This window comes from Streptomyces pallidus (ex Mingjun et al. 2026), from assembly GCF_051550185.1.
Classification (GTDB): Bacteria; Actinomycetota; Actinomycetes; order Streptomycetales; family Streptomycetaceae; genus Streptomyces.
Genome location: NZ_CP196181.1, coordinates 4,996,089 through 5,013,475, shown reverse-complemented (window position 1 = coordinate 5,013,475; position 17,387 = coordinate 4,996,089). Strand labels below are relative to the sequence as shown.

Genomic DNA, 17,387 nt, shown 5'->3' with positions numbered 1-17,387 from the left:
GCCGGCCAGTGGCACCCGGCCCAGGCCCCGGTCCCGCCCCCGACGGCCGGACCTGCCGCGGCGCCCGCCGCGACGCGGGCTCCCGCCCCGTCCGGAGCTTCCGGAACCTCCGGATCGGCCGCGGAGGTGCCGGCTCCTGCCCCGGCACCGGGCCTCCCGGCCGACGGGTATCCGCTTGCGAGCCCCGAGCCCGGGGGGAGCGGGGCCGCGGCCCCGGCCGCCTGGTCCGCTCCGGCGGGGCGGCCCGCGCAGGGCGCGGTGTTCGGCGTCGAGACCCGCCACGACCGGCCGGGCGGCGGTGCGCCGTCCTGGGATGCGGAGGAGTCCCCGTACGGCGGCCGGCCCGCCGGCCGGGACAGCCGTTACGCCGGATCCGCCGCGGCCGGCCACGAGCCGCGGCAGCCGGTCACCCCCGGCGGGCACGAAGACCCGTACGCGGCGGCCCCGACGGCGCCGGAGCCCGGGTACGCCGGTCCCGCGCCCAGCCAGGAGAACCCGTACGGCGCCCCCGCTGCGGCGGCCGCGCCCCCCCATGGAAACGGCCCCGTCGTGTACGACGCCCCGTACGGCCCGAGCTCCCGCCGTGAGGCCGACGTCCCCCCCGCGAGCGGCGAGCCTCCGCACGGCACCGGCCCCGCCGCGTACGAGTCCCCGTACGGCGCGGGCGCCCCGCAGGGGGCCGGTGGGAAGACGTGTGTGGCCTGCCGGGCCGGGCGGGTCGACACCGACGGGTACTGCGAGCACTGCGGGCACGCCCAGCCCCGGGAGCGCGACCACGTCGAGGAGGCCCTCGGCAGTGTGGCCGCCGTCAGCGACCGCGGGCTGCGCCACCACCGCAACGAGGACTCGTTCGCGGTGGCGGCCACCGCCCTGGCCGACGGCTCCACCGCCACCGTGGCCATCGTCTGCGACGGCGTCTCCTCGGCCAGCCGCCCCGACGAGGCGTCGGCCGCCGCGGCCGCCGCGGCCAACGAGACCCTGCTGGACGCGCTCCCCCGCGGCACCCACCCCCAGGAGGCCATGCACGACGCCATCCTGGCCGCGGCGGCCGCGGTGACCGCCCTGGCCCCGGAGGTCCCGGGCGCCCAGAACGCCCCCGCCTGCACCCTGGTCGGCGCCGTCGTCTGCGGCGGCCTGCTGACCGTCGGTTGGGTCGGCGACAGCCGTGCCTACTGGGTGCCGGACGACCGCAACGCCCTCCCGCGTCGGCTGACCGAGGACGACTCCTGGGCCGCCCAGATGGTCGCGGCGGGCCTGATGGGCGAGGCCGAGGCGTACGCCGACGTCCGCGCGCACGCCATCACCGGCTGGCTCGGGGCCGACGCCTACGACCTGGAGCCGCACACGGCCTCCTTCAAGCCGGACCACCCCGGCGTCGCGGTCGTCTGCACGGACGGCCTGTGGAACTACGCCGAGTCGGCGCTGGAGATGGCCCGGGTCCTGCCCGGCGACGCCGCGTCCCGGCCGCTGCACAGCGCGCAGGTCCTGGTGGGCCACGCCCTCGACGGCGGCGGCCACGACAACGTGACCGTGGCCGTGGTGCCGTTCGCGCCGCCGCCCGGCGGCGAGCCGGAGGCCGCCCCGGACGGCACCGCCCGCACGGCCCCGAGCGCAACCCCCGGCGCGGACACCGACGCACGCACCGACGCGGAACCCGAAGCGGAAGCGGAGGCGGCCCGCCCGCAGGCCTGACCGGCCCTGCCGGACCTGACCGGACCCGCTGGATCTGACCGGACCCGACCGGGCCGGAGCCGCCCCGTTCCCCGACACCCCTGCTCTAGGAGTCCCCCGATGGCGAACTTCGCCAAGCCGAGCGCCCCGCGCTTCAGCGTGGAGGTGTACCAGAACGAGTTCCTCCCCGAGGGCGGGCGCGAGGTCCACGCCATCGTCACGGTGACGTCCACCGGCGGCGCCACGGCCACCCGTGCGGCGGTCGCCCGCGGCCCGGCAGCCGTCGTGATCATGGTCGACTGCTCGGGGTCCATGGAGTACCCGCCGGAGAAGATGCGCGGGGCCCGCGAGGCCACCGCCGCCGCGATCGACACCCTGCGCGACGGCACCTCGTTCGCCGTCATCGCCGGCACGCACGTGGCCAAAGAGGTCTACCCCGGCCGGGGCCGCCTCGCCGTCGCGGACCCGGCCACCCGCGCGGAGGCCAAGGAGGCCCTGCACGGCCTCGAAGCGGGCGGCGGCACCGCCATCGGGACCTGGCTGCGCCTCGCCGACGGCCTGCTGCGCGGCTCCACCGCCCCGATACGGCACGGCATCCTGCTGACCGACGGACGCAACGAGCACGAGGACCCGGCCGTGCTGCGCGCCACGCTCGACGCCTGCGCGGGCCGCTTCACCTGCGACGCCCGCGGTGTGGGCACGGACTGGAAGGTCGGGGAGGTCACGGGCATCGCGGGCGCGCTGCTCGGGACCGCCGACATCGTGGCCGATCCGGCGCACCTCACCGAGGACTTCACGCACATGATGGAGAAGGTCATGGGCAAGGAGGTCGCGGACGTCGCGCTGCGACTGTGGACGCCGGTCGGCGCGGAGATCCAGTACGTCAAGCAGGTCGCCCCGGCGGTCCAGGACCTCACCGGCCGCCGCACCGCGGCCGGCCCGCGCGCCGGGGACTACCCGACCGGCTCCTGGGGCGACGAGAGCCGCGAGTACCACGTGTGCGTGCACGTGCCCCCGGCGGCGGTGGGGCAGGAGATGCTGGCGGCCCGTGCCTCGATGGTGCTGCCCGGACCGCCCGGCGGGCAGCCGACCGTGCTCGGCCAGGGCCTGGTCCGGGCGGTGTGGACCTCCGATGCGGCCGCCTCCACCGCCATCAACCCGCAGGTCGCCCACTACACGGGACAGGCGGAGCTGGCGCAGGCTATCCAACAGGGCCTCCAAGCACGCAAACTGGGCGATGTCGGCGGTGCCACGGCCAAGCTGGGGCGAGCGGTACAGCTGGCGAGCGTCTCCGGGAACGCGGACACGGCCAAACTGCTGGCGAAGGTGGTGGATGTGGTCGACGCCTCGGCGGGTACTGTGCGGCTGAAGGCGAAGGTCGCGGATGCCGACGAGATGACTCTCGAAACGCGTTCGATCCAGACCGTCCGAGTGAAGAAGACCTGAAGAAGCAGAAGATCTCAGAAGGCCTGACGCAGTGGCGCAGGCCGAAGGGGGAAGAGCCGCCATGCCGACCTGCCCGAACGGGCACCAGTCCGCCTCCGACGACTGGTGCGAGGTCTGCGGCCACCGCATGTCTGCCGCCCAGGGGGCACCCGCCGCCCCCGCCGCGCCCTCCTACGGCTACGGCTACCCTCCCACCACCGGCGAGCCGACCGCCCAGGCCGAGCTCTGCCCCCGGTGTCGGACGCCGCGCGAGGCCATGGCGCCCTTCTGCGAGGAGTGCCGGTACAACTTCCTGACCCGCTCGGCGACCTCGTACTCCCCGCTCGGACAGGAGGACGGGGCCGCCGCCGTGCCGCCGCCCCCGCCGCCGGCCCCCGCGCCGTCGCCCTTCCCGCAGGACCCGTTCGACTACCAGGGCTCGCGGCCGTCCCGGGTCAACCGGCCCGCCGAGCCGCTGCAGCGGGAGGACGACTGGCTGCTCCAGCCGCCCGCGCACGAGTCGCAGCAGGCCCCGCAACTGCAGCAGTACCGGCAGCCGGAGTACCAGCAGCAGCACGCGTCGCAGGCACAGGCGCAGGCGCAGGTGCACCAGTCGCAGGCGACCCACCAGTCGCACGCATCGCAGCCCTTCCCGGCGCAGAACAACGGCTCCTGGACCGCGACGATCGGCCCCGACCGCTCCTACTTCCTCGCGATGATGCAGCGCAGCGGCCCCGAAGCGGCGAGCCTCAGCCTGCCCGCCTACTCCCCGGAGCAGCACCTTCCGCTGACCGGCGGCCAGATCACCATCGGCCGCCGCCGCGCCTCCACGGGCGAGTCCCCCGACATCGACCTGTCCGTCCCGCCGGAGGACCCGGGCGTCTCGCACCAGCACGCGGTGCTCGTCCAGCAGCCCGATCTGAGCTGGGCCGTGGTGGACCAGAACTCCACCAACGGCACCACCATCAACGGCGGCGAGGACCCGATCCAGCCCTACGTGCCGGTGCCGCTCTCCGACGGCGACCGCGTCCACGTCGGCGCCTGGACCACGATCACCATCCGCCGGGGCTGACCCCCGCGGCCGCACCGGGCCCGCCCGTCTCCCCCAGGGGCCACACGTACGGGCCCCGGGGGTCGTCGAGCCACGACCACTGCCCCTCGGCGCTGACCGTCACCCCGAACCGCTCCCGGGCCGGCCGGCCCTCGCCGCGCCACAGGTCCAGGGCCTCGCGGGGGTGCAGGGCGCCGGCGGTCAGCATCAGCATGAACTGGAACCGCTCGTTGTCCACCAGTTCGTACGGGAGCCCGTGCGCGGTCCACGCCCCCGCGCCCCCATCTGCCCCGTCCCTCCCCCTCGCCCCCCTCCCGGGCTCCGCCGCGGCAGCCTTGGCCGCCGTGGCCCCGCGCAGCGGCACGAAGTAGGCCGCGGTGTGCAGGAACCGGCCCTCCGCGAAGTCGGCGTCGCGGACGCGCAGCGCGATCAGGCCGGTCGACAGCGGGGCCAGGATCCGCGCCCCCGGCCGGCACTGGCCGAGCCAGGCGTGCGGGATCGTCGGCAGCGTGCAGGTCACCAGGATCCGGTCGAACGGCGCCCGGGCCGGGCAGCCGCGCGCCCCGTCGCCGGTGACCACGGTCGGCCGGTAGCCGAGCCGGGCCAGATGGGACCGGGCGGACTCGGTGATCTCCTCGTCGAGGTCCACGGTGGTGACGTGGTCGTCGCCGAGGCGGTGGCAGAGCAGGGCCGCGTTGTAGCCGGTGCCCGTGCCGATCTCCAGTACGTCGTCGCCGTCGCGCACGTCCAGCGCGTCGAGCATCTTCGCCATCAGGGACGGCTGGCTGCTGGAGGAGACCAGCTCGCCGTCGCGCAGCCGGGTCGCGAGCGGTGTGTCCGTGTAGACCCCGCGCAGCCAGCGGGCCCGGCGGGCCGGGTCCGGGTCCTCGCCCCACAGCCGCTCGTGCCCGGCCCCCCGGCCGGTGAAGAACCAGGGGACGAAGACGTGCCTGGGCACCGCCGCGAACGCCGCCCGCCAGGCGGGGTCCTCCAGCACCCCGGCCGCGGTCAGCTCGCGCACCTGGGCGGCGTGCGCGGTGGCCCGCAGGTCCCGCGCCCCGGTGTGCGCGGCCTGCGCGGACCGCGCGGACCGCGGGGAATGTGCGCCCATGGCTCCACTGTCCTGCGGCCGCCCGCCGGAGGCGAACCGTGGTCCGCCGCATGGCCGCCGCCCGGTCCCCCGGGCCCCGGGGGTCCTAAGACCTCCGTCCTCCGTCCGGGTGTCTGAGACGATGGTCGGGTGAATGAGATTCCACGGGAAACGCTTCAGGAGCAGACCTTCTACGAGCAGGTGGGTGGCGAGGAGACGTTCCGCCGTCTGGTCCGGCGCTTCTACGAGGGGGTGGCGCAGGACCCGGTGCTGCGCCCGATGTACCCGGAGGAGGACCTCGGGCCGGCCGAGGAGCGGTTCGCGCAGTTCCTGATGCAGTACTGGGGCGGCCCCACCACGTACAGCGAGAACCGGGGCCACCCCCGGCTGCGGATGCGGCACGCCCCCTTCCAGGTGGACCGGGCCGCGCACGACGCCTGGCTGCGCCACATGCGCGAGGCCGTCGACGAGCTGAGCCTGGCGCCCGAGCTGGAGGCTCAGCTGTGGCGCTACCTGACGTACGCCGCCGCGTCGATGATCAACACCGGCGACTAGCCGGAGCTCTCGTCCCTTCCGCTCCCCCGCGCCGGTGCCACCGGGCCGGCGCACCGCTGTGCACGCGCCCGTACATGCGGCCGTACAACAGCCCCCGTACGAGCGCCCGCACCGGGCCGTACGGGGCACAGGACCGCGGCTCCCGATACGCGGCGCCCGCTCCCGGGAACCTCTCCGCCGGACCCGACCGACGGAGATGGGAGGTCCCATGACCCAGGAGACGGACGAAGCCGTGACTCCGAAGACCGACGCGGACGAAGCAGCGCTGGAGAGTGCTCTCACAGCAGGCCGGTCCGGCGCTCCCCCCGGCCGGACGGACAACGGCAGTCCGGCAGGCGAACTGACCCGGTCCGACGGAAGCCCGGCTGCCCGCAGGCAGCCCGGCGGGGAGTAGGAGGCCGACCATGGCGCTGAGGTTCAAGAACAACTACGAGCGCGAAGTCTGGGCGATGGTCGAGCGCTACCAGCCCAACTGCTCCGCCAGCAGCAACTGGTTCAAGGAGGGCTGGTGGAAGATCGCGCCCCAGCAGACCGTCGTCGTCTACAGCGGTGACGCCCGCGCCGTGAACCCGATCTGGTACTGCTACGCGTACTCCCAGGACGGGGTCGAGTGGCGGGACAAGTACCAGGAGTCGGTCCCGTCCCGGGTCTTCGAGTGGTGCTCGAACGTCTCGGACTCGACCTGCCGGACGATCCACATGCTGGAGTTCACGGCGACCGCCCCGAACTTCACGTTCAACTTCAACCCGCCGTCCTGACCGGACGGACGCACCGCCAGGGCCCGACCCGTCCGCCCGCCCCGCACCCGTCGGGGCGGGCGGCCGGCCGTCTCAGACCGGACGGACCTGGAACGCGCCCAGCCCGCCGAGGCCGCCGGGGCGGCGCAGGGCGACCGAGCCGTACGGGGTGCGCAGGCGCAGCCAGCCGCCGGACGCGAGCAGCGCCACCGGGTCGGTGGCTGCCGGGGGCGCCGGGCAGGCCGCCGCGGCGGGCCCGGCCGCTACGGCGGAACGGACGGGCCGCAGGAAGCCGAGGGACTGCGCGGCGTGCACGGCGCGCAGCGGGAGCTCGGTGTCGCCGAGCGTCCGGGACCAGATGTCACGGCCGATCCGGTCCCGCTCGGACCGGGTGCGGTGCTGCGGGGGCAGGGCCTCGTCACGGGCCCGGAATTCGGAGACGGCGCCGGCCACGGCGGCCCGCATCGCCTCCGCGCCGGGCAGGCCGGCCACCTGCCGCCAGCCGCCGCGGGGCGGGAGGACCCCGGCCCAGGGCGGTCCGGTCACGGCCGCGGGCACGACCGCGCCCGCGGTGTCCTCGTCCACGGATTCCAGCAGCTCACCGGCGGAGACGGTGATGTCCAGCGGGGTCGCGACGGGGACGGCGAGCCGCACCGTGCGGATGGCCAGGACGTCGAACGACGGCGGCCGTCCGAAGACGGCCAGCGCGCCGCCGCCCGCCTGGAGGCGGACCGCGGCGGCGCGGTCGTAGTGCACCAGCCGGCCCAGGAAGGCGGCCAGGTCGGCCGCCTCCCCGGGGTCGGCGAAGCGCAGCTGCCCGGTCATGCCGCCAGGCGCCCTTCGGAACGCTTGGCGGACGACGCCTTGGGCGCGGGCTCGTCGAGGTACTCCTCGAGGAAGCGGCGCTCCTCCTCGCTGATGCGGCGGGGCCGCCCCTCGGCGAGGTTGTACGGCACGACGACGGTCTCGGCGCGCACGTACACCGTCTCGGGACGGTCCTCGGTCGCCTCGTCCTTGACCTCGTAGCGGATGGTCAGGGACGCGGCGCCGATCCGGGTCACCCAGGACTCGATGAGCACCGGCTCGTGGCGGTGGACGAGGGGCAGCTTGTAGTCGATCTCGTGGCGGGCGACGACGGAGCCGCCCGTGAACGAGTCACTGCCCTCGCCCGGCGCGAGGCGGAACATGAAGTCGATCCGCGCCTCTTCCAGGTAGCGGAGGAAGACGACGTTGTTGACGTGCCCGAAGGCATCCATGTCCGCCCAGCGCAGGGGGCACCGGTAGTGGTGTCTGGCCATTGCCTGCTCAGCCCCGGGTGAGCTTCTTGTAGGTCGCGCGGTGCGGACGGGTCGCGTCCGGGCCGAGCCGCTCGATCTTGTTCTTCTCGTAGGACTCGAAGTTGCCCTCGAACCAGAACCACTTCGAGTCGCCCTCGTACGCCAGGATGTGCGTGGCGACCCGGTCCAGGAACCAGCGGTCGTGGGAGACGACCACGGCGCAGCCCGGGAAGTCGAGCAGCGCGTTCTCCAGGGAGGAGAGGGTCTCGACGTCGAGGTCGTTGGTCGGCTCGTCGAGGAGCAGCAGGTTGCCGCCCTGCTTGAGGGTGAGCGCCAGGTTCAGGCGGTTGCGCTCACCGCCGGAGAGCACACCGGCCGGCTTCTGCTGGTCCGGGCCCTTGAAGCCGAACGCGGAGACGTAGGCGCGGGACGGCATCTCGACCTGGCCGACGTTGATGTAGTCCAGCTCGTCCGAGACGACGGCCCACAGGGTCTTCTTCGGGTCGATGTTGGCACGACCCTGGTCGACGTAGGAGATCTTGACGGTCTCGCCGACCTTGATGTCGCCGGCGTCCGGCTTCTCCAGGCCCTGGATCATCTTGAACAGCGTGGTCTTGCCGGCGCCGTTCGGGCCGATGATGCCGACGATGCCGTTGCGCGGCAGGGTGAAGGACAGGTCGTCGATGAGGACCTTCTCACCGAACGCCTTGGAGAGGTTGTTGACCTCGACGACGATGGAGCCCAGGCGGGGGCCCGGCGGGATCTGGATCTCCTCGAAGTCCAGCTTCCGCATCTTCTCGGCCTCGGCGGCCATCTCCTCGTAGCGGGCCAGACGCGCCTTCGACTTGGCCTGGCGGCCCTTGGCGTTGGAGCGGACCCACTCCAGCTCTTCCTTGAGGCGCTTCTGGCGCTTCTCGTCCTTCTTGCCCTCGACCTTGAGGCGCTCGGCCTTCTTCTCCAGGTAGGTGGAGTAGTTGCCCTCGTACGGGTGGGCGCGGCCGCGGTCGAGCTCCAGGATCCACTCGGCGACGTTGTCGAGGAAGTAGCGGTCGTGGGTGACGGCCACGACGGCGCCCTTGTACTGGGCCAGGTGCTGCTCCAGCCAGTTCACGGACTCGGCGTCGAGGTGGTTGGTGGGCTCGTCGAGGAGCAGCAGGTCGGGGGCCTCCAGCAGCAGCTTGCAGAGGGCGACGCGGCGCTTCTCACCACCGGAGAGGTTGACGACCGGCCAGTCGCCGGGGGGGCAGCCCAGGGCGTCCATGGCCTGCTCCAGCTGGGCGTCGAGGTCCCACGCGTTGGCGTGGTCCAGGTCGTCCTGGAGCTTGCCCATCTCCTCCATCAGCTCGTCGGTGTAGTTCGTCGCCATTTCCTCGGCGATCGCGTTGAACCGGTTGAGCTTGCCCTTGATCTCGGCGACGCCGTCCTCGACGTTCTCAAGGACGGTCTTGGACTCGTCGAGCTTGGGCTCCTGCATGAGGATGCCGACGGAGTAGCCGGGCGCCAGGAAGGCGTCACCGTTGGACGGCTGCTCCAGACCCGCCATGATCTTCAGAACGGTGGACTTGCCGGCGCCGTTCGGGCCGACGACACCGATCTTGGCTCCCGGCAGGAAGTTCAGGAAGACGTCGTCGAGGATCACCTTGTCACCGTGCGCCTTGCGCGCCTTGCGCATGGTGTAGATGTACTCAGCCAAGAGAAACCGTCCGGCAGATCGATGGGTGGGCAGATACACCCCATAGTGCCAGCCGTCCACCCCGGGGCGGAAACCCGTATGGTCAGCCCCCCCCTGATCAGCCCCGGAGCCACGCCCCCGGTCACAGCACCGGGTCAGCGGCGGTGGGGGCGGCGAGGGCGGTCACCCGTGGGCGGGCGGGACCGGGGGCGGGGGGGCGTCGCGGTACACGGTCAACGCGCCCGGGAGCGTGTCGAGGACGAGCGAGTCGGGGGCCGGGGCGTACTCGCCGTCGTACGCGAGCGGGGTGCCGGCCGGGATCCCGCCGAGGTGCAGGCTGCGCAGGCGGGTCGCGCTGTGCACGGGCGAGCGCGACAGGGGCCCGGCGAAGGCCGCGGCCAGGAGGCGGAGGCCGGGACGGCCTCCGCCGTGGACGATGCGGACGTCGAGCAGGGTCTCGCCGAGGCCGTTGCGGCGGCGGGGGGTCGCACCGGTGCCGTGGTAGGTGCCGTTGCCCGCGAACAGCAGCCAGACGCTCCGGGGCCGCCCGGCCAGCCGGAGCCGCACGGGGCGCTGGGTCCGCAGCACCCGCCAGGCGGCCAGCACCGCGGCGGGCAGGTACCCGATCCGCGGCTGCCAGCGCATCCGGTAGCGCAGCAGCTCGGGATAGGCCCCGATGCTGAAGGTGTTCAGGAAGTACCCGGGCTCCCCCGGCCCCTCGCTCCCCCCACCGCCTTCCCCTGCCGGGGCCGGCGGTCCGGGCTGGGCCAGCGGCCCGGACCCGGACGGCGCCGCCGCCGCACGGGGCAGGGGCCCCGGATCGAGCGGAGGCAGCGGACTCGCCGGTACCGGACCCAGCGGGGACGCCGGATCGGGCAGGGAGACGGGACCGGTCGCGGGCCCGGGGCCGAGCGGCCCCGGACCGGGCGGCGGGTACACGGGCCCGGACGACGGCTGCGCACCGGGCCAGGGCTGCGGATCGGGCGGGGGCGCCGAGAACGGCGACGGGGCGGCCGGGGGTACCGCACCGGGCCGGGGCGTCGGGCGTTCCGGGTCGGATGCGGCGGGCGGAGGGACGGGCTCGGGCCGGGCGGGCTCTGGCCGGGCGGGCTCTGGTGGGCAGGGCTCGGACGGGGCCGGGGTGAAGCGGCCGACGGCGACGCGGACCGCCCGCCCGGCGGCGACGGCGCGGCAGGTGTCCTCGGCTCCGGCCAGTCCGAGGTCCTGCGCGAAGTGGTTGAGCGTGCCGCCGGGGAACACGGCGAGCGGCACCCCGGCCCGCAGCGCGGCGGTTGCGGCCGCGTTGATCGTGCCGTCGCCGCCGCACACCCCCAGCACCGCCGCCCGGGAGGCCGCGTCCGCGAGCACCCCGGCCAGCTGTTCGCCGTCGCACTCGATCACCTCGGCCTCGGGGAGCCTGGCCCGCAGGACGTCGAGTCCGGTGTCCTCCGCATCGCTGCCCGCCCCGGCGTTGGCCACGACCACGAGCCCGGCCCCGTCCGGCAGGGCGGGGGCGTCGGCGGCCACGGGCTCGTCACCGGGCCGGGAGCGGGCGGCCTCCACCCGCGCCGCGAGACGGCGTACGACGAATCCGGCCGCCACGCCCAGCACCGCCCCCGCAGCCACGTCGGACGGGTAGTGCACGCCCGTGTACACGCGGGAGAACGCCACGGACGCGGCCACCGGCGCCAGCGCGATCCCCCACCCGGGCGAATGGAGCGCCAGCCCGGTGGTGAACGCGAACGCGGACGCCGAGTGCCCGGACGGGAACGAGGTGGTCGCCGGCTGCGTGGCGAGCTGCCGCACCGCGGGCACCCCCTCCAGCACGGGCCGGGCCCGGCGCACGGACCACTTGCCGACGGTGTTGATCGTCGCGGAGGCCAGGGCGAGCGAGCCGAGCGCCCGCACCGCCGCCCCGCGGCCCTGGGAGGAGCCGCATGCCGCGATCACGGCCGCGGCCCCGCCCCACAGCACCCCGTGGTTCGCGGCCCGCCCCAGCCGTGGCAGCACGCGCTCGCCTCCCGGCCAGTGCCGCTGCGCCACCGCATCGAACAGCGCACGGTCCCACCGCGCGGCCACACCCCGCCAGGTCATGTCATGAGCGCTCATTTCCGGCGCTTACCCCCGACGCGCCTGCGGGAATCAGGACGCGGTCCCGGAGCCGGGACGTGGAGCGCTCCGGGCCCGCCCTCGACCTCGTCAGACCCGGTCCTGGTCCTCCTCGTCCTGGGGGCGCTTGCGGACCATGAGGACGACCAGGCCGCCCAGGACCACCAGGCCCACCGCCAGCGCTGCGATCACCGGGGTGGCCGCGGAGCTGCCGCTCGTGGCGAGGCGCTCCTCCTCCGGGCTGGACGGGTTGGCCGCGTCGGCCGCCTGGGTGACCGGGGTGGCGTCGCCGGACGGTCCCGCCTCGGCCACCAGCGGCTGCGGCCAGACCGCAGACGCCCGGGCCGCGGCCGCGGACTCGCTGGAGCCGGCCACGATCTGCGCCTGGGCCGGGAGGCCGCTGGTGAAGACCCGGCCGACCGGCACCTTCGTGGAGCCCTGGACCGCCACCGAGGCGGTTCCGTCCGGGGTGCCCGCCGGCACCTCGAAGTACAGCCGGCTTCCGTTGCCCGCCGCCGTGACCGGCTTCCCTTCGGCGTCGACGACCCGCACCCCCATGGCGACGGCCGCCGCGTCCGGGGTGACCGCGACGCTCTGTGCACCGGTGCGCACGGTGACCGGGCCGATCCGGCCGCCCACGGGCCCGGACACGCTGCCCGGTTCCAGCCGTAGCGAGGCCGGCGGCTCCGGCAGCCGGCCCGCAGACCGCTGGAGGTAGTCGGCCAGCTTCTCCGCGTCCGGGTCGGCGGCCTCCACTTGGGCGCCGTCCGCCAGCCGCCAGATCGCCACCTGCGTCCCCGCCGCAGCGCTCTCCGCGGTGAGCGCCCCGGCACCGGCCGCCTTGGCGAGCCCGGCGAGGTCGTTCAGCTGGGGGTAGGAGTGCTCCAGGACCCACCGGATCCGGCCGGCCTCGGCGTTGCCGCCGAGCGGGCTGCCGCTCCAGCCGCTCTCGGTGTAGCGGGCCTGTGGCTGGGCGTTGCCGGCGACCCCGACCCCGTAGGTCTGGAGCATGCCGCCGCCGTCGACCCGCATCTCGTAGAGGCCGGCGGGAATCTGCCGGACCGACCCGTCGGCGGCGTGGAGGACGGCCTGCCCGTAGGTCTTGAGCCCGTCCAGTACGGCGCTCGCGCCCTCCGCCGGCCGGGGGACCGGGGCCCCGGTATCGGCGGCGGCCCGGACGCCGGGCGCGGCGGTGAGGGCCGCGGCCAGCAGCGCCACCGCCAGCGGCCGCCGTGCGGAGCCCCGCCGGACAGCGCCCGACCCGGCGGCAGCGGAACCGAAGGCGGCCGGGCCGAAGGCGGCCGGCCCGGCAGCCGGAGGCGTCGCAGGATGCAGCGCAGCAGTGAGCGAAGCAGGAGAGGAATCAGAAGCGGAGGATGCGGGAACGCCAATCGACACAGTCTTCCCCTTCGGGCCAATGACCCAGGTGCCCGTGAGTACCGGGGAATCCTAGCCGCCTCGAACACTCAGACCACCGCCGCCTTCTGAGTGGCCATCAGTGCGGGCTCCGCCTTGACGACCCTCCGGAACGCGGCCGTCCCCCGGTTGAGGTCGTGGCCGATGGCGGTCGCGTCGATCTCCGCCGAGAACCAGCGGTTCCCCTCGGCGTCCGGCGGGTCGTCCCGCACCCGTAGCCGCCCGTGCACCACCAGCGGTTCACCGACCGAAACGGAGCCGGTCAGATTCACCGCGAGCGTGCGCCGGGCCCACACGGTGTAGAAACTGGTCGCCCCGTCCGCCCACGCGTCCTTCCGGCGATCAAAATACCGTGGTGTCACCGCGAAACGGAACCTGGCCGACGGCCCGTTGACCGTCTCCTTGTAGTCGATCTGCGTGGCCACGTGGCCGATCAGCGTCACCAGGGTGTCGTTCATCCCGGTCCCCTCCCCGCGTCCGCACGCAGCACCGCGCGGACCCTCATGTGCTGCGCGGACCCGTGCGCTCCGCGCGGACCCGTGCACACCGGGCGGACCTTCCGCACCGGCCACCGCCATGCTGGACCGCCCCGCCCGAACCCGCTCGCCCCTGTGGACTACTGACGGGTTGTGGACAACTCCGCCACCGCCCCGTACTGCTCCCGCACCTCCCGGTAGCGCAGCAGCTCCGCCGCCACCGGCTCCAGCACCCGGGCCCGCCCGCAGCCTGCGGCCGCCTGCCGCAGCCGCCGCTCCGCTTCCTGCCCGTACCGCCGCGCCGGCCCCCGGGCCGCGATCGAGCAGGCCCACTCCACCAGCGGCCCGCCGACGATGCCCGACGCCATCAGCAGCACCGGCGTCATCAGGTTCGGCCCCAGGACCCCGACGATCTGCCCGACGAGCCACAGCCCCCCGTAGACCTGGACCAGCGTCATGGCCGCCTGCGCCAGCACCGCCACCGGCCACCACGCGGGCCGCGGCGGTTTGCCGCCCGGTGCCACGGAGACGGGCCCCAGCGTCACCGCGATCTCGTCCAGTGCCTCCGGCAGCTGTTCGCCGCCGCGCACGGCGGTCTCCCGCACGGCCTGCGCCCAGGGGTCGGGCAGCCCGGAGGCCGCCGCGTCGGCGACGGCCCGTACGGCCTGCTCGACGCGCTGGCGCGCGGTCACCTCCACCTCGGCCGGCGGCTGCGCGCCCGCGCCACCCCGCCCGCCGGCCGTGCCGCCGATCGCGGCCAGGACGGCCAGCCCCGACAGGCTGCGCGGGGCCCGCCAGTTCTCGTACCAACGCCACAGCCGCAGCCACGGGGTCCCGCACGCCTTCCCGGCGTTGCGCCGCCAGGCCCGCTCGGCGGCGAGCCCGGCCGCGTACGCCCCGACCGCCTCGGCCAGGCGGTCCTCGAACTCGGCGCGGGCCCCCTCCCCGATCTCGGGTCCCGGGTGCCCTTCGGCCACGTACAGCGGGCGCAGGCGCGCGGCGGCCCGGTCCACGTCGGCGGCGATCCTTCGGGCGGCCGCGCCCCGCTCCTGGGTGAACTGTGCGAGCAGCTCCCTGAGTTCCCCGACGCCCTCGCCGGTGAGCGCGGACAGCCCGAGGACGGTCGCGCCGGGCTCGTCGTGCTCGCCGAGCGCGATGCCGTCCTCGTCCAGCAGCCGCCGCAGGTCGTCCATGACGAGGTCGGCCGCCTCGCCGGGCAGCCGGTCCACCTGGTTGAGCACGACGAACGTCACCTCGGCGTGCCCGGCCAGCGGGCGCAGGTACCGCTCGTGGAGCACCGCGTCCGCGTACTTCTCCGGGTCCACGACCCACACCACCGCGTCGACCAGCGCCAGCACCCGGTCCACGTGCTCGCGGTGCGCGCCGACCGCGGAGTCCAGGTCGGGCAGGTCCACCAGGACCAGCCCGCGCAGCGCCCCGGTCTCGGAGGTCTCGCGGGGACGGCGGCGCAGCCGTCCCGGGATCTCCAGCCGGTCGAGCAGTCCGGCGGCCCCGTCGGACCAACTGCAGGCGATGGGGGCGGCGGTCATCGGCCGGCGCAACCCGGTCTCGGAAATCTGCACTCCGGCCAGTGAGTTGAAGAGCGTGGACTTGCCGCTCCCGGTGGCTCCGGCGATGGCGACGACGGTGTGCTGCGACGACAGCCCGCGCCGCGCCGAGGCCTCGTCCAGCACCCGCCCGGCCTCGGCGAGGGTCTTGCCGTCGAGCCGGGTCCGGGAGAGCGCGACGAGCTGGCGCAGCGACTCCAGCCGGGTGCGCAGCGCCTGCGCGTCGGGCCCGGACGGGGGCGGGGGCGTGCGGCCCCCGTCGCCGCCGGCCCCGGACAGGGCCCGGACCAGCGCGTCGTCGCCCTCGTAGCCGTCCTCCTCCCCGTCGGTCCGGTCGGGCCGATCAAGCCGGTCGATCCGGTCGATGCGGCCGATCCGGTCGATCCGGTCGCGCCGGTCGCGCCCGGCCAACCTGTCGAGCCCGTTCATGCCGTCGATGTCGTCCATGCCGTCGATGCCGTGCATTCCGTCGATGCCGTCCATCCCGTCGTCGAAGCTGCCGTCGCCGATGGCCCGCGGGCGGCGCGAGCGTGCGATGAGGCCGTCGTCCCAGCGGTCTTCGGCGCGGTCTGCCAAGGCGCTCACCGCGTCACCTCTCCTTCTGCAGTACGGACAGCGCGGCGATCAGCTCCGCCTGCGGCTCGGGGCTCACCTCGAGCGCCTCCAGCGGGGCCAGCCGCCGGTCCCGTTCGGCGCGCAGCACCTCTTCCAGGTGGTCCGCGACGAGCTCGCCGCCCCGGTCGCGCAGCCGTACGGCGGCCTGCGCGCCGACCCGCTCGACGAGCTTCTCGCCGGCGGGCCGGGCCCGCTTGCCGCCGAGGAGGGAGGCCACCAGCAGGGCGGCGACGGCCTCGGGGTCGGGCGGGGGCTGCCGGTCGAGCCGGCCGACCTCCTCCTCGGCGAGTTCCTCCACTACCCGCCGCCAGCGCCGGACCGCCACGCCGATGCGTTCCGCCGCTTCCCGGTCGGGCCCCGGCAGCGGTACGGCCCCGGCGGCCGGTTCGCGCCGCCAGACCTCGGCGATCCGCTCGTCGGCGGCGGCGACCGCGCACTGCAGCAGTGCGGACAGGGACTCGGCCAGCGAGTCGAGCAGTTCGTCGGCCGTGGTGTCGAGCGGGTAGCCGCGCCACCGGGTCAGCGCGTCCCCGGCGAGTACGGCGCCCTGGTCGAGCCGGGCCCGGACCCGCTTGCCCTCCTGCCGGTACGCGTCCTCCACCGCCGTGGTGAGCCGTACGGCGGCGGCGTACTGGGCGGCGACGGCGGAGGCCAGCTCCGGCATCCGGCGCCGCAGCGAGTCCAGCGCGCCGAACGCGGTGCGGCTGACGGCGTACTGGCGGGCGGCCGGGTCCTGGACGTGGTGGGCGAGCCAGGCGCCGAGCGGTGCGACGGCACTGGCCGGCAGCAGCCCGCCCCCGCCGGCCGACTCGGGGAGCTCGGGCACGGTGAAGCGGGGCACGTCGCCGAGCCCGGCCCGGGTGAGCAGGGCCGCGTACTGCCGCGAGACCTCGGCGAGCACCTGGTGCGGGACCCGGTCGAGGACGGTGACGAGGGTGGCCCTGTACTGCTTGGCGGTGCGCAGCAGGTGCCAGGGCACGGCATCGGCGTACCGCGAGGCGGTGGTGACCATCACCCAGACGTCGGCGGCGCAGATCAGCTGGGCCGCGAGGACCCGGTTCTCGACGACGAGGGAGTCGACGTCGGGGGCGTCGAGGAGGGCGAGGCCGCGCGGCAGCCCGGTGACGGTCTCGATCCGCAGCTCCCGCGCCCCGGGGGCGGAGGCGGTGGCGGTGGCGCGGGCCCCGGGGCGCCCGGTGGCGGGCCTCCCGGCGGTGCGGGCGGGCTCGTCGTCCCCGGGCGGCGCCCAGACCCTCAGCAGGTCGGGCAGCACCCGCATGCCGGCGAACCAGTGGTGGTCGTCCGGGTGGCAGACGAGGACGGGGACGCGGGTGGTCGGCCGCAGCACGCCGGCTTCGCTCACCTGGCGGCCGACGAGGGAGTTGACGAGGGTGGACTTACCGGCTCCGGTGGAGCCGCCGACGACGGCGAGCAGCGGCGCCTCGGGCGACTTCAGCCGCGGTACGAGGTAGTCGTCGAGCTGCGCGAGCAGCTCGGCTCTGGTCTGCCGGGCGCGCTCGGCGCCGGGCAGGGGCAGCGGCAGACGCACGGACGCGACCCGGTCGCGCAGGGCGGACAGGGCAACGAGCAGCTGGGGCCGAACATCCAAGGTCACCACATGCGAAGAATGCCCGCTTTGGGACCATTTTTGAAGCTTATAAACCCTCTGCGCGCCGACCGCGACTCCAGAGGGACCTTCCGGTCAGAGCAGAAGGAGTGGGGCAC

14 protein-coding genes are annotated in these 17,387 nt (G+C 75.1%); 5 read left to right on the top strand and 9 right to left on the bottom strand.

Annotated elements, in window-relative coordinates:
* Positions 1-258 precede the first annotated feature (258 nt).
* The 3 genes from ACSHWO_RS22170 (at position 259) to ACSHWO_RS22160 (ending at position 4,168) form a co-directional block, all read left to right on the top strand.
* Entirely contained in the window at positions 259-1,692 is a 1,434-nt protein-coding gene (locus ACSHWO_RS22170) for a protein phosphatase 2C domain-containing protein (protein ID WP_438314132.1), read from the top strand.
* Between the two features lie 99 nt (positions 1,693-1,791).
* Positions 1,792-3,117 carry a vWA domain-containing protein gene (locus ACSHWO_RS22165; protein WP_438314129.1) on the top strand — a complete coding sequence of 442 codons (1,326 nt, stop codon included), beginning with the start codon at positions 1,792-1,794 and terminating at the stop codon, positions 3,115-3,117.
* 61 nt (positions 3,118-3,178) lie between these two features.
* The gene (locus tag ACSHWO_RS22160) at positions 3,179-4,168 is read left to right on the top strand and encodes an FHA domain-containing protein (protein WP_438314126.1); all 990 of its coding nucleotides are present in this window, start codon (positions 3,179-3,181) and stop codon (positions 4,166-4,168) included.
* Here ACSHWO_RS22160 and ACSHWO_RS22155 read toward each other — a convergent pair.
* Positions 4,149-5,258 carry a methyltransferase domain-containing protein gene (locus ACSHWO_RS22155; protein WP_438314123.1) on the bottom strand — a complete coding sequence of 370 codons (1,110 nt, stop codon included), beginning with the start codon at positions 5,256-5,258 and terminating at the stop codon, positions 4,149-4,151. The two genes, ACSHWO_RS22160 and ACSHWO_RS22155, sit on opposite strands and share 20 nt — an antisense overlap.
* 129 nt (positions 5,259-5,387) lie before the next feature.
* Here ACSHWO_RS22155 and ACSHWO_RS22150 point away from each other — a divergent pair, with 129 nt between their 5' ends.
* On the top strand, positions 5,388-5,792 hold the full coding sequence (locus tag ACSHWO_RS22150) for a globin (protein ID WP_438314120.1): 405 nt from the start codon (positions 5,388-5,390) through the stop codon (positions 5,790-5,792).
* A 404-nt stretch (positions 5,793-6,196) separates the two neighbouring features.
* On the top strand, positions 6,197-6,550 hold the full coding sequence (locus ACSHWO_RS22145; protein WP_361084260.1) for a DUF1036 domain-containing protein: 354 nt from the start codon (positions 6,197-6,199) through the stop codon (positions 6,548-6,550).
* A gap of 72 nt (positions 6,551-6,622) precedes the next feature.
* Here ACSHWO_RS22145 and ACSHWO_RS22140 read toward each other — a convergent pair whose 3' ends face one another.
* The 8 genes from ACSHWO_RS22140 to ACSHWO_RS22105 all read right to left on the bottom strand — a co-directional run bounded on the left by ACSHWO_RS22140 (position 6,623) and on the right by ACSHWO_RS22105 (position 17,271).
* On the bottom strand, positions 6,623-7,354 hold the full coding sequence (locus tag ACSHWO_RS22140) for a hypothetical protein (RefSeq protein ID WP_438314116.1): 732 nt from the start codon (positions 7,352-7,354) through the stop codon (positions 6,623-6,625).
* Positions 7,351-7,827, bottom strand: a complete 477-nt coding sequence (locus ACSHWO_RS22135) for an acyl-CoA thioesterase (protein ID WP_361084266.1) — start codon at positions 7,825-7,827, stop codon at positions 7,351-7,353. Before ACSHWO_RS22135 ends, ACSHWO_RS22140 begins: the two co-directional genes overlap by 4 nt.
* A gap of 7 nt (positions 7,828-7,834) precedes the next feature.
* Positions 7,835-9,499, bottom strand: a complete 1,665-nt coding sequence (ettA, locus tag ACSHWO_RS22130; protein WP_438314113.1) for an energy-dependent translational throttle protein EttA — start codon at positions 9,497-9,499, stop codon at positions 7,835-7,837.
* Positions 9,500-9,661: 162 nt separating this feature from the next.
* Positions 9,662-11,587: a bifunctional phosphatase PAP2/diacylglycerol kinase family protein gene (locus tag ACSHWO_RS22125; RefSeq protein ID WP_438314110.1), complete on the bottom strand. Its 1,926-nt coding sequence runs from the start codon at positions 11,585-11,587 to the stop codon at positions 9,662-9,664.
* Positions 11,588-11,677: 90 nt separating this feature from the next.
* Positions 11,678-12,805 carry a thioester domain-containing protein gene (locus ACSHWO_RS22120; protein WP_438314107.1) on the bottom strand — a complete coding sequence of 376 codons (1,128 nt, stop codon included), beginning with the start codon at positions 12,803-12,805 and terminating at the stop codon, positions 11,678-11,680.
* Between the two features lie 248 nt (positions 12,806-13,053).
* Complete coding sequence (locus ACSHWO_RS22115) at positions 13,054-13,461, bottom strand: single-stranded DNA-binding protein (protein WP_361084277.1); 408 nt, start codon at positions 13,459-13,461, stop codon at positions 13,054-13,056.
* Between the two features lie 158 nt (positions 13,462-13,619).
* Positions 13,620-15,632, bottom strand: coding sequence for a GTPase (locus ACSHWO_RS22110; RefSeq protein WP_438314103.1), 2,013 nt, complete (start codon positions 15,630-15,632; stop codon positions 13,620-13,622).
* Between the two features lie 4 nt (positions 15,633-15,636).
* Positions 15,637-17,271 (bottom strand): dynamin family protein, encoded by a 1,635-nt coding sequence (locus ACSHWO_RS22105; RefSeq protein WP_438319218.1) that lies wholly within the window; start codon positions 17,269-17,271, stop codon positions 15,637-15,639.
* Positions 17,272-17,387 lie beyond the last annotated feature (116 nt).